At 68.8% G+C, this 13,436-nt stretch carries 12 protein-coding genes and 4 tRNA genes; 7 read left to right on the forward strand and 9 right to left on the reverse strand.

What is annotated here, in order from left to right:
- Positions 1-313 precede the first annotated feature (313 nt).
- The 3 genes from QWU11_RS42085 to QWU11_RS42095 all read right to left on the reverse strand — a co-directional run bounded on the left by QWU11_RS42085 (position 314) and on the right by QWU11_RS42095 (position 1,983).
- Positions 314-655, reverse strand: a complete 342-nt coding sequence (locus QWU11_RS42085; protein WP_290120186.1) for a YciI family protein — start codon at positions 653-655, stop codon at positions 314-316.
- Positions 656-753: 98 nt separating this feature from the next.
- The gene (locus QWU11_RS42090) at positions 754-1,116 is read right to left on the reverse strand and encodes a hypothetical protein (RefSeq protein ID WP_290120187.1); all 363 of its coding nucleotides are present in this window, start codon (positions 1,114-1,116) and stop codon (positions 754-756) included.
- 75 nt (positions 1,117-1,191) lie between these two features.
- Entirely contained in the window at positions 1,192-1,983 is a 792-nt protein-coding gene (locus QWU11_RS42095) for an SDR family NAD(P)-dependent oxidoreductase (RefSeq protein WP_290120188.1), read from the reverse strand.
- A 50-nt stretch (positions 1,984-2,033) separates the two neighbouring features.
- Here QWU11_RS42095 and QWU11_RS42100 point away from each other — a divergent pair, with 50 nt between their 5' ends.
- Both QWU11_RS42100 and QWU11_RS42105 read left to right on the forward strand, forming a co-directional pair.
- Entirely contained in the window at positions 2,034-2,465 is a 432-nt protein-coding gene (locus QWU11_RS42100) for a MarR family transcriptional regulator (protein ID WP_290120189.1), read from the forward strand.
- Between the two features lie 158 nt (positions 2,466-2,623).
- Positions 2,624-3,994 (forward strand): serine hydrolase, encoded by a 1,371-nt coding sequence (locus QWU11_RS42105; protein WP_290120190.1) that lies wholly within the window; start codon positions 2,624-2,626, stop codon positions 3,992-3,994.
- Positions 3,995-4,048: 54 nt separating this feature from the next.
- Here the strand turns inward: QWU11_RS42105 and QWU11_RS42110 are convergent, their stop codons facing one another.
- Entirely contained in the window at positions 4,049-5,203 is a 1,155-nt protein-coding gene (locus tag QWU11_RS42110; RefSeq protein ID WP_290120191.1) for a hypothetical protein, read from the reverse strand.
- A 207-nt stretch (positions 5,204-5,410) separates the two neighbouring features.
- Here QWU11_RS42110 and QWU11_RS42115 point away from each other — a divergent pair, with 207 nt between their 5' ends.
- Entirely contained in the window at positions 5,411-5,857 is a 447-nt protein-coding gene (locus QWU11_RS42115) for a DUF2243 domain-containing protein (protein ID WP_290120192.1), read from the forward strand.
- 17 nt (positions 5,858-5,874) lie between these two features.
- Positions 5,875-6,564, forward strand: coding sequence for a cytochrome c oxidase assembly protein (locus QWU11_RS42120; protein WP_290120193.1), 690 nt, complete (start codon positions 5,875-5,877; stop codon positions 6,562-6,564).
- A 6-nt stretch (positions 6,565-6,570) separates the two neighbouring features.
- Here the strand turns inward: QWU11_RS42120 and QWU11_RS42125 are convergent.
- The 5 genes from QWU11_RS42125 to QWU11_RS42145 form a co-directional block, all read right to left on the reverse strand.
- Positions 6,571-6,645, reverse strand: a tRNA-Gly gene (locus QWU11_RS42125).
- A 27-nt stretch (positions 6,646-6,672) separates the two neighbouring features.
- Positions 6,673-6,747: transfer RNA gene (locus tag QWU11_RS42130), tRNA-Pro, on the reverse strand.
- A 58-nt stretch (positions 6,748-6,805) separates the two neighbouring features.
- Positions 6,806-6,878, reverse strand: a tRNA-Ala gene (locus QWU11_RS42135).
- A 209-nt stretch (positions 6,879-7,087) separates the two neighbouring features.
- Positions 7,088-7,525, reverse strand: a complete 438-nt coding sequence (locus QWU11_RS42140; RefSeq protein ID WP_290120194.1) for a DoxX family protein — start codon at positions 7,523-7,525, stop codon at positions 7,088-7,090.
- 82 nt (positions 7,526-7,607) lie between these two features.
- The gene (locus QWU11_RS42145) at positions 7,608-10,355 is read right to left on the reverse strand and encodes a lectin (protein ID WP_290120195.1); all 2,748 of its coding nucleotides are present in this window, start codon (positions 10,353-10,355) and stop codon (positions 7,608-7,610) included.
- Between the two features lie 173 nt (positions 10,356-10,528).
- On the opposite strand from QWU11_RS42145, the gene ricT reads away from it, so the two are divergent.
- The 3 genes from ricT to QWU11_RS42160 all read left to right on the forward strand — a co-directional run bounded on the left by ricT (position 10,529) and on the right by QWU11_RS42160 (position 13,089).
- Entirely contained in the window at positions 10,529-11,377 is an 849-nt protein-coding gene (gene ricT / locus QWU11_RS42150; protein WP_290120196.1) for a regulatory iron-sulfur-containing complex subunit RicT, read from the forward strand.
- 66 nt (positions 11,378-11,443) lie between these two features.
- Positions 11,444-12,949 (forward strand): alpha/beta hydrolase, encoded by a 1,506-nt coding sequence (locus tag QWU11_RS42155; protein WP_290120197.1) that lies wholly within the window; start codon positions 11,444-11,446, stop codon positions 12,947-12,949.
- Positions 12,950-13,016: 67 nt separating this feature from the next.
- Positions 13,017-13,089 (forward strand) — tRNA-Thr (locus QWU11_RS42160).
- Positions 13,090-13,436: the final 347 nt, after the last annotated feature.

A 13,436-nucleotide genomic window follows, 5' to 3' on the forward strand; every position in this document is an offset into this window, starting at 1 on the left:
CAGCCCCCGAGATACTGCCGTTCTCCCGATCCAGTGCCTCGAAGAACCTCGCCTTCAGGACCCCAAAATCCATGATCCCCGCAACTCCCTGAAGATCAGGGTGTTGCGGGGATCGTTAGAACCCGCCGATCTGACGGGGCCTTCCACGCTCGTGGACCGATGCGCGGGTCGCCTCACGGCGAAACGCACAACACGGCTCCAGCCGAACGGTATTCCGTGAAGGCAATGGGTAGGCCCGGGGGACTCCGGACGCACCGGCCACGATCAGTGTAACAAGAGGGGCTCGGGAGTTGTTCCCGGTTCTCCGGGGATCTCAGAGGACCTGCCGTACCTCCATCGCGAACCACTTGGCGTCCGGCCAGCTCGCGGCGATCTCGGTGGCCCGTTCCAGGCTCGCGCAGTCGACGATGAGATATCCGGCGAACTGCTCCTTGGCCTCGATGAAGGGCCCGTCCGTGATCGCCGGCACGCCGTCGCGGACCCGTACGGTCCGGGTGGCCTCCGGGCCTTGGAGCGCGCGGGTGTCGACCATCTCACCGGACTCGGTCAGCTCTTTCATGATCCGGTCGACGTCGCCGAACAGCTCCGTACGCTCGGCCTCGGACAGTTCGTCCACGAACCCGGGACGGTTGTAGATCAGCACCATGTACTTCATCGTGGCTCCTCGTTCGCTCCGGCGGCGGCCCGCCTGTCATCGTTCAGTCGGAGCGGCGGACGGGTCCTCGACATCCTCTGGCCGGCGTTCCGTGCGCCCTAACGTACGGGCCGCGCCGCCCGGGGCCGCGCACGGTCGCCGGCGAGGATCCGCGCGATGTCGAGCGCAGCCCTGCTGCAACCGGGAGCGCCTGCGGGCGTGAGCGTGTGGCGGGGCTCCTCGCCCTCGTCGCCGAACTCGTCGATCTGTTCGGTGTCGTCGTTCTGGCAGCGCACGATCGTATGGAGCCGGGGATGGTGGTGCCCGGCCTTCACGTGCCTCTGCGCGACCGGCTTTGGCGCGACCGGCCTGGGCACCGGGGCGGCGACGGCCGCCCCGGCCGAGCCGGCGACGACCGCCGCGCTGAACCCCACGACCGTCACCAGCCGCGAGATGCCCGTTGTGTCACGCCTGCTCCGCATCGGTCCGCCCCCATTTCCAGGTGTTCCGTCCTGGAACCTGTAACCGGACCCGCCTAGCGCCGAGCCTGCCCCCCGCTAGATCTTCCTTTCCCGGCCGCGCTTCAGAGCGCCTCCGCGCGGATGGCCCCCTCGCGCAGAGCGCGCGATCTCGGCGACGTCGCCGTTGTAGCCGGACTGACGGCGCAGCTCCTTGCGCACGGCGTCGACCTCGACCTCGGACAGAAGGATCGCCGAGAGCGACGTGGGCGCCGTCGCGGCCTTGGCCTTCCACAGGTCGTCCAGCAGCCGCCGCTTCAGGGCCTCCTTGCTGAGATGGAAGAGCCGAGCGGCCTTCTGCCCGAGCGAGTCCTCGCTCAGGAGGTCGGCCTCCATGGCCAGGACCCGCGTCAGCGCCTCCACCCCCGCCTTGCCCGCCAGGTAGACGCCCAGGCCGGGCGTGCCGGTGAGCAGCGCGGTCGAGGACACGTTCACGATGCCTCCTCCCCCGCGCAGCCGCCGCGCGGCCTGCTGCATCCCGTACAGCGAGCCCAGCAGGTTGACCCCGATCAGTTCGGCGATCAAGGCGTCGCCCGAGTCCGCGACCGGCGCGACGCGGCTCGTTCCGGCGTTGTTGACGAGGGCGTCGACCGGGCCGAAGGCCTCCTCCGTACGGTCGAAGAGCGCGGCCACCTCCGTACGGCGGGACACGTCGGCCCGTACGGCGACCGCGCGGCCGCCCGCCGCCGAGATCTCGGTGACGACCTTCTCGGCCCGCTCGCGTCCGGAGCGGTAGCCGACCGCCACGTTCACACCGTCGTCTGCGAGGCGCCGCGCGACGGCACACCCGATTCCCGAGGATCCGCCGGTCACAATGGCTGTGGTTGTCATGACAACCACACTAGTCACGGAGAGGTTGTCGTGACAACTAAGATCTCCCCGTGGAACCGCTCAGCGCCGAAGAGCTCCGGGTCTGGGATGCCTGTAAGACCCTGGGCGACGCCGTGACCAGCCGGATCGGAACCGACCTGGCCGCCGCCGGGATCTCCGGATCGGAGTACGGCGTCCTGTCCCGCCTGAACGAGCTCGGCGACGGCCGGCTCGGACAGCAGGCGCTGGCCGACGAGATGCGCTGGGCCAAGAGCCGCATGTCCCACCAGCTCACCCGGATGGCCGCCCGCGGTCTGATCCGCCGCGACCAGGGCCCGACCGGCGTCCTGGTGGTGCTCACCCCTGCCGGCCGCGACCTGCTCACTCGCGCCCGCCCCGTCCACGCCGCCGCGGTACGCGAGCACGTGATCGACCGGCTGCCGGAACTCGAACGCACAATGCTCGTGCGAATCGCCGCGCGCCTCGCCGAGCCGTCTGCTTAACGACGCGCGGCTTTCCCATCAGGGAAAACAAGAAAACTGCGAGCGGCCGCCGGCATTCGGCTTTTCCTCAGATGATTACCCTCGCTAAGGTCACCACCGTGAAAATCCGTGGAACAGGTACTCGCGCTTTGGTCGGCATGGCCACCGTAAGCGTTCTCATGGGTACTCTCATCGCGCCGGCCCACGCGGCCGGGCACCCCAAGGGCTCTGCGATCGACGTCGCGCACGAGCTTCAGCAGACCATGGACCAACTGCACTTCGAGCAGGTCCTCGACCTCGCCCCACCGACGACGGCGCAGGCCCGCGCCATGGCGGCCCAGTCGGTGGACAAGGACGCGACGACGCCGGAGCAGCGCGCGAACCGGTTCGCCGCCCTCGCCGCGCCCCAGCCGATCGTCCAGCAGCCGCAGATCGACACGACGGTCATCGAACTCGACGCGCACGGCCGAGCCGTTTCGTCGGGCACCGTTTTGATGAGCCCGCAGTATCCGCACGGAGTCGTCGTCCCGGTGGATGGCAATTATCACACTGACGCCGTTCGCTGGCGGCAATGGGACGACGCGGGCTGGTACACCAATCACGCTCAGGGCACGATTGACATCGTTCCGGGCCGCGAGAACGCGCCGCTCGACTTCATGGAGCCCTACCCCGCGTCGGTGCTGAAGCTGATGGTCAACTTCGGCGTCCTCCGCCTCGTCGACCAGGGCGTGATCAGCCTGGACGACACGTACGACTACGCGCCGACCACGCTCAGCTCGCTCTGCGGCGGCGCCTCCAGCGACACGGTCCGCAACTACATCGACGCCTCGATCACCTGGTCCTCGAACGCCGCCTCCTGCGCGCTCGTCAAGCTGCTCTGGGACCACAACGCGGTCGACGGCCTCAACCAGACGTTCCAGGACCTCGGCCTGGAGACGATGCAGCTCAAGGAGACCAACCCGGTCAACGGCGGGCACTGGTCCAACCCGGTCACGATGACCTCGCTCGACACGGCCAAGCTGCTGATGCTGATCAACGGCGGCTCCGGCCGGCTGTGGACCGCGCCGAACGGCACGGCGGTGACCAGCGCGGTGCTGAGCCCGTCCTCCCGCCAGCTCTTCAAGAGCGAGCTCGGCCAGCAGGGCTTCAACGACGTGCTGTCCACCACGAGCTGGTGCGGCGCCGACTATCCGGCTCCCGGAATTCCGCAGGTCACCGCCTCGCGGTGGATCGCCGCCGATGGCACCACGACCGTCGACGGCGACGCGTACGGCCGTGACGTGCGTCCGTGCAACCAGAGCGCCCAGGTGACGTTCGCCCACAAGACCGGCCTCGTGGGCAACTCGGGCTCGGACGCCGGAATCGTACGGTCACTGCCCGGTCAGCGCGGCCGCAGCTACATCATCGCGATGTTCTCCAACCTCGGCGACCAGTACCAGGACCCGAACCGTCCGCCGACGGCCCCCGGCGCCCACCCGGTCGCCTACACCGAGAAGTTCGCCCAGATGGGTCTGATCCTGGACCAGTACGAGGCGGCGCACCACCACTGACAAGGAAGAAACGCGCGGTCCGGCCGGGTGGGGCCGGGCCGCGCGTTTCGGCTTTCAGGTGCCGCTGGCCCACAGAGTGGTGTCGCCCTGACGGATCGTCAGGTTGCCGTCGGACTGCAGGACCAGGACGGCCCCGTCGTGACCGTCGGTGCGCGAGCTCCAGAGCGTCGCGTCGTCACTGGAGTAGAGCACGAAGTTGCCGTCCGCCTGGAAGACCGCGTGGGTGCCCTGGGCGTGCGTCCCGCTCGACCAGACCGCCTTGCCGTCCTGGTCGCTGAGCACCAGGTCGCCGTCGCTCCGCAGGGACAGCCGGATCCGGTTGGTCCCCACGCTCTCGCCGGGATTCAGGACGTACGTTCCGTTGATGATCCGCGTCTGCGCCGGCGCGCGGCTCGCCTGCTCGCTCGCCTGCTCACTCGGCGACTTGCTGGGCGCCGAGTTCGGTGCCGCGAGCGTTTTCTCCACGGCGTTCGTCCGTACGGCCGCGTGATGTTCGGTTGCGTCGGTGTCCTTCTTCGGACTCACGACGAGCTTGCTGATCTCCGGCGCCCTCTCGGGAGCGGACTCCGGCCTCGTGCGGGCCGCGGGCCGGTGGGCGAGCGGCTTGGCCTTGTCCTCGTGCTCCGGCCGGGTGGCCGGCTTCTCGGCACCGCCCGGTTCCGCGGCGTCCTTGGAGGGCGAGAGCTTCACCCGAGGCGGACGGGCCGGCGCCTGCGGCGGGGAGTGCCGCGGCTGCCAGCTCGGTACGGGAGCCGGCACCGGCACGACCGGGTTCTTCCGGGTCTGCCGCCCGGCCTGCTTCTTGGCCTCCGTCTGCGGCCGCTGCGCGGCCGGTGATGACGAGGAGTCGCCGAGGATCTGTACGTGCGGGGACACCACGGCGAACGGCGCCGCCGCGAGTGCCACGACGCCGGTGGCGGTGGCGAGCGCGACGCCCGTACGACGGCGCCTGCGGTTCGTCACGGGGGATGTTCCGGACTCCTCCGCCTTCCGGCTCGCCTCGGCACGTACGCGAGGTCGGTGCCGTACGGGCGGCTCCGCCTCCTCGCCGGGTACGGCGTCCGGGGGGCCGCTCAGGACGGTGACCGGTGAGGCGTCGAGGGCCAAACGCGGAGTGTCCGGTTCAGCGGCCGGTGGGGCGGCCTCGGCACTCCCGGCCTCGACCTGCCCCTGCGGCGAACCGTCACCGGCCGCCGATACGTTGTTCATGCCCTCGCTCCTCCCGCCGCCGTCATTCCAGACGGCGCCCGCCTGCCCGTGGAAAAGTGCTGTACCGGTATCACGGCCCGCGAGGCCCGCCAGGATCAGTGCGAGACGAAACCGCTGGTCAGCGCGTTCGCCAGGTGCGTGGCCGGGGTACGGCCGCTCTGTCGCGGCGTTTCCCGCCGCCCCGGCCGTACGAAGAGGGTGAGGCCGATGGCCGCCACAACCACGCCGCGCTCCGTGTGGTCGGGGGTGCTGATCGGGATCGGCGTCGCGGCGTTCGTCGACGAGACGGTCTTCCATCAGCTCCTGCACTGGCACCACTTCTATGACCGCTCGACGCCGGCGGTCGGCCTGGTCTCCGATGGCCTGTTCCACGCGTTCGGCTGGTTCGCCGTGGTCATCGGCCTGGTGATGGTCGCCGACCTGGTGCGCCGTACGAGCCTGTCCAAGCGCGGGCTGACCGGTGGGATCCTGCTGGGCGCGGGCGGGTTCCAGCTCTACGACGGGACGATCCAGCACAAGATTCTGCGTCTGCACCAGATCAGGTACCACGTCGCCATCGCGCCGTATGACTGGGCGTGGAACATCGTCGCGCTGCTCATCCTGGCCGTGGCCGTCCTGCTGTTGCGGGGAGTCTTCCGGCGGCGGGCGCGGTGACGGCGCTCGCTCCTCTGTTGGCCGCGCTCTACCTGGCGGCGGTCGTACGGCTGCGGCGGCGCGGCGACGCCTGGCCGGGGTGGCGTCCGGCGTCCTTCGTGCTGGGGTGCGCGGCGGCCGTGGTCCCGGCGCCGGGCGGAACGTTCACAGCGCACATGGTCCAGCACGTGGCCCTGGGGATGATCGCACCGCTGCTGCTCGTGACCGCCCGGCCGGTGACGCTGCTCCTGCGCGCCCTGCCCGCCGGGGGTGCCCGCCGTACGTTCGTGACGATGACCCGGTGTGCCGCGGTCCTGGTGTTCCCGCCGGTCGCAGCGGTACTGGACGTCGGCGGCCTGTGGGTGCTCTACCGTACGGACCTGTTCGCCGCAGCCCACCATTCGTGGCTGATGAGCCTGCACGTGTTCACCGCGGGAGTGCTGTTCAGCTCCGCGGTGTGCGGGTTGGATCCCCTGCGGCACCGCGCGTCGTTCACGCTGCGGGCCACGACACTGATCGCCGCGGGCGCCGCGCACGCCGTACTGGCCAAGTCGCTGTGGGCCACCCCGCCGCCGGGCACCGCCTTCTCCCCCGCCGACCTGCACACCGGCGCCGAGGTGATGTACTACGGCGGCGATCTCGCGGAGATCGGCCTGGCGGTAGTGATCGCGACCGGGTGGTACGCCGCGAGCGGCCGCCGGCTCCGCCGCTCCGCCGCTCCGGCCTGAGCCCGGTGGAGCCGCACCCGGGAGTCGAACCCGGTTCCCCTGTTTGGAAGACAGGTGCCTCACCTGGTAGGCCTGTGCGACGTGTTCCCTTCTGGCTGGGAAGAACCGTCGGAACGGCAGGATTCGAACCTGCGATCTCCGCCTCCCGAAGGCGGCGCCGTAACCAAGCTGGGCCACGTTCCGTTTCTTTTGGGGGCCGGTGCCGAGGCAACCCCCGTTGTGCCTCGGTACCGACCTCCAGTGGACCAACCGGGATTCGAACCCAGGAACTCCTCGGTGCGAACGAGGCGTGATTCCGTTGTCACCATCGGCCCAAGTGAAATGAAAAAACCGCCGGGAATTGGTCCCCGGCGGCCTCTGTCTAGGATGGGTTTCTATCCAGAGGTCTCCGCGGACACGCCGGTCCCGTCAACGGGACACGGACCGCCGTACGCCTTGCTGACCAGTGTCTTTGCCACGGTGCGGTCCCCTCCCCCTGTCGCTGTCCGGTATCCAGAATAGAAACTTGCTCTGGAGAATCAACTCATTTATCTCCCCTTAGACGTGACACCGCAGCGCCACGTTCCTTGTTTGTGGAGTCAGATGAGACAATGCCCTGCGCCGAGCGGGCGACGGTGAGGCCCCAGGCGACCAGTGGCGCCTGGAGGGGTAGCCGGGCGTACGCGGCCACGCGGTACGGGAGCGGGCGGCGGCGCCAGTCGTAGGCCATCTTCACGTTGGCCGGGAACACGCCCACGAACAGGCCCGCGGCGGCCAGCGCACCGGCCCGTCGCGTACGGGGCAGCGCGATCGCCGTCGCGCAGGCGAGTTCGAGGACGCCGCTCGCGTACGTCCAGGTCCGTGGCCGGCCCGGCAGCCAGGACGGGATGATCGTGTCGTATGGGCGGGGGCGGGCGAAATGGGTCACACCGGCTCCGGCGAGAAACGCCGCGAGACCGAACGCCGAACGAGGGGACTTCATAGCCGCCCACCGTAATAGTCGCGTACGTGACACGGCCGTCCAGGATGCCGCTGCGATCCTGGACGGCCGTGACGGACGGGAATCAGCTCGGCAGCGTCCACTGCTGGGCGGCGCTCCCGTTGCAGGTGTAGATCTGCAACTGGGTGCCGTCCGTGGTGCTGCTGTTCGGATCGTCCAGGCACTTCCCGGACTGGGGGTTGGTCAGCGACTTGGCGGAGGCGCTGTAGGTCCACTGCTGCGCGCCGGTGCTGTTGCAGTCGTACAGCTGCACCTTCGTGCCGTCCGCCGTACCGCTGTTGGGCACGTCCAGGCACTTGCCGAACGCCGTCAGCGTCCCGTTGCCGGGTACCGTCCACTTCTGCGCGTTGGTGGAGTTACAGGTGTAGATCTGCACGGCCGTGCCGTTGGCCGTGCCGCTGTTCTTCACGTCCACGCACTTCCCGGCGATCCCGGAGGTGATCGGCCCGGAATGCGAGGTCGACCCGGATCCGGCGTACGACGGCGGTGCCGAGGACGCCGCGGTCGCCCAGGAGGTGTTGGCGGCGGTGCCCAGCGTGAAGTTGAGCGTCCCGCCGTTGCTCACCGCGGAGGGCGGCAGGTAGGCGTTGTTCCAGTTCGCGCCGTTCCAGGTCGCGCTCTGCACGTACGGCGCGTTGGTCGCGGCCTGCGGGGCGTTGATCGACAGCGTGTTCCCGGTGCTGAGCGTGATCGCGACCTGGGTGAACTGCGGGCTGCCCAGGGCCAGGTCGGCCGTGCCGGGCGTCTCGGGGAAGATCCCCATCGCCGACCAGACGTACCAGGCGCTCATCGTGCCGAGGTCGTCGTTGCCGACGCCCCAGCCCGTCGGGGAGTCCGGCCACAGCTGGTTCTGCACGTTGCGGATGACCGACTGCGTCTTCCACGGCTGGCCGACATAGTCGTACTCCCAGGGCAGTTCGACGCTCGGCTCGTTGCCGAGGTCGGCGTGGTCGCCGCCGCTTCCGTTGTAGGCCGCGAGCACGTGGTCGAGGTAGGACACCATGCTCGCGTTGCCGCCCTTGGCGTCGGCGAGGCCGCGCACGTTGAACGGCACCATGCCGGTGTACTGCCACGACGTGCCCTCGACCATGTTGTCGCCGCTCGTCGGGCTGAACCCTCCGGTCCACCCGCCGCTGGCCGTACGAGGCTGCATGTAACCGCTGGATGAGTTGAGCAGGTTCTTCCAGTCCTGGGCGCGGTTGACGAACTTCTGCTGGTTCGCCGTGTCGCCGAGCGCGCCCGCGAAGGCGCCCAGAGCGAAGTCGGCCGTGTTGTACTCCAGCGTCGTCGACACCGAGCCGTAGAAGTTGCAGCAGCCGTACGACCCGTCGCTCGGCAGGTAGCCGATGCTGTCGAGGTAGTTCAGGCCGGGGCGGTCGTTGTTGGCGACCGTCGCCTCGTGGATCATCGCGTTCTTGGCCGCGGCGGTGTCGAAGCCCTTGCCGCCGAACGCGTAGATGTCGGCGATGATCGGATCGGCCGGGTCGCCGACCATGACGTACGACTCGCCGTTCGCCTGTGCCCACTTGGGGAGCAGGCCGCTGTGCGTGTAGTCGTTGACCATCGACTGCGCGACGTCACTGGCCTGCGACGGCGCGATCATTCCGATCAGTTGTGCCTGGCTGCGATAGATGTCCCAACCCGAGTAGTTCGCGTACTGCGCGTGGCCCGAGGCGGCCGTGTGCACGGCGTTGTCGAAGCCCATGTACTGCCCGTTGGTGTCGCTGAACACATTCGGGTGCAGCAGCGCGTGGTAGAGCGCGGTGTAGAAGACGTGCTGCTGCGCGGTGGTGCCGCCGGAGGTCTGGATCTTCCCGAGAAGGCCGTTCCAGGCGTTGTGTGCGGCGGTGCGCTTGCCGTCGAAGTCGAAGTTCGGGACCTCGGCGTCACGGTTGGCCTTGGCGTTCGCGTCGGAGGTGAAGGAGATCCCGACACGGGCGTTCACCACGTGGTTCGTCGTCGTGTTGAAGGTCAGGTACGCGCCGTTCGGGTCGGCGAGCGGAGCGGCCTGGGCCTTCTGGGCACCGTGCAGGGTCGGCTTGCCGACCGCCTCGGCGGCGCTCTTGGAGGCCGCCTTGCGGGTGGTGGTCTCCGTGGACTTCGCCGAAGCCGTCTTGGCGCCGGCGGTGACGTTCGAGGCCAGCCAGGTGCCGGTCGTGAACGGCTGGTCGAAGGAGACGGAGAAGTGCAGCGTGTAGGTGTTGCTCGCGCCGCAGAAGTGGCCGCTCGTCACCGAGCCGACGACCTCGGTGTTGCTGACCGCCTGCCAGGAGTTGGCGTAGTCGCCGTTCTGGCTGCCGGTGAGCTTGAACAGCAGGTTCGCCTGAGTCGTGGCCGGAAACGTGAAACGCCCGATCCCGCCGCGCGTGGTGGTGGTCAGCTCGGTCTTCACGCCGTTCCCGAGCGTCACGCCGTAGTAGCCGGGCGAGGCGGACTCGTTGGTGTGCGTGTACGAGGAGCTGGCCGAGCTCGGACTGCTGATCGCGCCGGTGGTCGGCATGATCGGCACGTCGCCGTACGCCCCGCAGCCGGGGCCGGCGATGTGCGTGAGGCTGAATCCGGTGATCGTGGGGCTCGTGTAGGTGTAGCCGCCGCCCTGCGCGCGGGAGGCGGTGTCGGGGCTCCACTGGGTCATGCCGAACGGCACGTCGGCACCGGGGAAGTCGTTCGCCCCGTTCGTGGTGCCGAGGAGCGGGTTGACGAGGGAGGCGGGGTCGGCGACCGCGGCGTGCGACGCCTGGATGGGGACGATCATGGCGGCGAGCAGCGTGCCGGCGGACACGAGCAGGCGGAGGGGACGGGGCAATGCCATGCGATGCGCCCTTTCGCGGAGGGGAGACAGGGCTCATGACAACGTTGTCAGGTAACTCGTACGTCGCCGGAAGGGCGCCGTCAAGGGATCTGTCAGTACCCGGCCACGTGACCGTTTGATGCTGGTTCGGGGGCGCGTAGGCTGACTCGTGAGCCGACGGGACGGAGCACGCGATGGGCATGATGATGGCCGTCAGCTTCACGCGCTACGGGCGCCTCTACTACCTCGACCCTGGCCAGCACACCCCCAAGGTCGGCGACAAAGTACTCGTGCCCACCGATTCCGGGCCCGAGGTGGCCGAGTGCATCTGGGCCCCGCAGTACGTCTCCGAGGACGTCGAGGGCCTGCCCCTGTGCGCGGGCATCGCCGGCGACGAACACCTGGCCCGCGACGAGGCCAACCGCCGCCGACGTGCCGAATCCCGCTCCATCGCCAAGAAACTGATCCGCAAGCACGAGCTGCCGATGAAGGTCATCGGCGTCGACTACCTCGACGCCGACAACGTCTTCCGCGTCTACTTCTCCGCGCCGCACCGCGTCGACTTCCGGGCGCTGGTCCGCGACCTGGCCAGGTCGATGAAGGCCCGGGTCGAGCTGCGCCAGGTCGGCCCGCGCGACGAGGCGAGGCTGCAGGGCGGCATCGGCCCCTGCGGGCGCGACCTGTGCTGCGCGACGTTTCTCAAGGACTTCGAGCCGGTGTCCGTACGCATGGCCAAGGAGCAGGACCTGCCGGTCAACCCGCTGCGCATCGCCGGGGCCTGCGGGCGGCTCATGTGCTGCCTGAAGTACGAGCACCCGCTGTACGTCGAGGCGCACGACCGCATGCCCAAGCTGGGCGAACGCGTCGGTACCCCGGCCGGCAACGGGCAGGTCGTCGGCCGGAACGTCCCCTCGGACACGATCAACGTACGCCTGGACGGCGGCCGAAAGTGCGCCTGCCCGGTCGCGTCGGTCTGCTCGCCCCGCCGCCAGCACGACGAACACTACGCCGACAATCAGGATGACTCGCCGAACGCTGGGTAACGACGTGTTCGCAGGCAGCGAGCGTAGGCTTCCTGCGAATACATCGGCGACAAGAACGGTAACGGCGTGAAAAAGTTCCGTACGGTGACCGGGCTGGCCGTGGCCGCCTTCGTCGCAGCGGCCTGCACGGGCACCCCGAACTCCAAGGCGGCGCCATCGCCGACGGCCCAGGGGATCGCGCGCTACTACGCGCAGCGCGTCTCCTGGAAGGACTGCGGTGGCGGCTTCCAGTGCGGAACGCTCCACATGCCCCTCGACTACGCCCGCCCGGACGGCCCGCGCATCACGATGTCGGTGATCCGCCTGCCCGCCGAGGGCCAGCGCAAGGGCTCCCTGCTGATCAACCCGGGCGGCCCTGGGGGTTCGGGCGTCCAGTTCGTCCGCGACGCGGCCCGGCAGTACGGCGCCGACCTGCGCAAGAGCTTCGATCTCGTCGGCTTCGACCCGCGCGGCGTCAACCAGACCAAACCGGCCGTACGCTGCCTCACGAGCAAGGAGCTCGACCGGTTCTTCGCCACCGACACCTCACCTGACGATCCGGCCGAGGTCAACGACCTGGTCAAGGTCAGCAAGGGCTGGGCGGACGACTGCAGGACCCGCATCCCCTCGATCCTCCCGTACGTCGGCACGATCAGCGCCGCCAAGGACATGGACATCCTCCGCGCCGCCGTCGGCGATCCGGGCATGACCTACTACGGCGCGTCGTACGGCACCTACCTCGGCGCCTACTACGCCGACCTGTTCCCCCGCCGCGTACGCGCGATGGTCCTGGACGGCGCGGTCGACCCGAAGCTGTCCGGCGACGCGATCAACATCGAACAGGCCAAGGGCTTCGACACGGCCGTCCACAGCTTCGCCGCGGACTGCGTGAAGGCCGCCGACTGCCCACTGGGCAACGGCACGACGCACTCGGCGCTCGTACGGCTCCAGAAGCTGTTCGCCCAGACGGACAAGAAGCCGCTGAAGAACAACCTGGGCGACGGCCGCGTGGTCGACGAGTCCCTGGTGGAGCTGGGGGTGGCGTCGGCGTTGTACAACAAGCAGACGTGGCAGATCCTGCGCCTGGCCCTGAAGAGCGCCATCGCCCAGGGCGACGGCACGACCCTGCTGCGCTTGGGCGACCTGCTGGTCGAACGCAACAAAGACGGCTCGTACTCCAACCAGAGCGAGGCCAACATGGCCATCAACTGCGTGGACAAGCCGTACGCCCGCACCCTCGGCCCGTGGAAGGAAGAGGCGGCGAAGGCGAAGAAGGCCGCCCCGATCTTCGGCCAGTTCGTGGTGTGGGGCACCCTGCCGTGCGCGTACTGGCCGGCCCCGAGCCACGAACAACCCCGCGCCTTGCACGCCGACGGCGCAAAGCCGATCGTGGTCGTCGGCACCACCCGCGACCCGGCGACCCCGTACAAATGGGCCCAGAGCCTGGCATCGGAGCTTCACTCGGGCGTACTGCTGAGCCTGGACGGAGACGGTCACACGGCCTATCTCCAGGGCAACCCGTGCATCACGGGCGCCGTGGACCGCTACCTGCTGACGGGCGCGGCCCCGAAGAAGAACAGCCTGTGCCACTGACGGCCTGATGCACGAGGAGTGCGGAGAACCCGGTAGACTCAACGGGCGTCGCACCGCGGTGCGGCAGGCCGCCTTAGCTCAGTCGGCAGAGCGATTCACTCGTAATGAATAGGTCATCGGTTCGATTCCGATAGGCGGCTCCTACGTCGAAGGCCCCCTCCGATACATCGGAGGGGGCCTTCGACAGCTACAACCCGAGTCGACTTGATCATGTCGACAGCGGCCGCTCCGTGAGCGGGCCATGAAGGTCGAGCCCCTCACGAGGTCGAGGCTTTCGACGACAACGTAGACGAACGTTTGCTAGGAGAGCGCAGACCGACCCCTCCTCGACACTCCGCCCCACCTTTACATCGGGCCCACTGGAAATCACAGTGTCATCTCAAGGTAAGGATGTGCCATGAAATCCATGGAAACAACCGAGATCTCCTCCGAGCTCTTACTCTCCATCGAAGAGATCGCAAAGGCTCAAGAGCGGGTTACTCTTCTA

Origin of the sequence: Actinomadura sp. DC4, from assembly GCF_030406325.1 — a bacterium.
Classification (GTDB): domain Bacteria; phylum Actinomycetota; class Actinomycetes; order Streptosporangiales; family Streptosporangiaceae; genus Actinoallomurus.

Excerpts from the sequence above, each read along its gene's own strand:
- QWU11_RS42085 (WP_290120186.1), bottom strand. The coding sequence starts at position 655 with ATGAAGTACATGGTGCTGATCTACAACCGTCCCGGGTTCGTGGACGAA.
- QWU11_RS42090 (WP_290120187.1), bottom strand. The coding sequence starts at position 1,116 with ATGCGGAGCAGGCGTGACACAACGGGCATCTCGCGGCTGGTGACGGTC.
- QWU11_RS42095 (WP_290120188.1), bottom strand. The coding sequence starts at position 1,983 with ATGACAACCACAGCCATTGTGACCGGCGGATCCTCGGGAATCGGGTGT.
- QWU11_RS42105 (WP_290120190.1), top strand. The coding sequence starts at position 2,624 with ATGGGTACTCTCATCGCGCCGGCCCACGCGGCCGGGCACCCCAAGGGC.
- QWU11_RS42110 (WP_290120191.1), bottom strand. The coding sequence starts at position 5,203 with ATGAACAACGTATCGGCGGCCGGTGACGGTTCGCCGCAGGGGCAGGTC.
- QWU11_RS42115 (WP_290120192.1), top strand. The coding sequence starts at position 5,411 with ATGGCCGCCACAACCACGCCGCGCTCCGTGTGGTCGGGGGTGCTGATC.
- QWU11_RS42140 (WP_290120194.1), bottom strand. The coding sequence starts at position 7,525 with ATGAAGTCCCCTCGTTCGGCGTTCGGTCTCGCGGCGTTTCTCGCCGGA.
- QWU11_RS42145 (WP_290120195.1), bottom strand. The coding sequence starts at position 10,355 with ATGGCATTGCCCCGTCCCCTCCGCCTGCTCGTGTCCGCCGGCACGCTG.
- ricT (WP_290120196.1), top strand. The coding sequence starts at position 10,529 with ATGGGCATGATGATGGCCGTCAGCTTCACGCGCTACGGGCGCCTCTAC.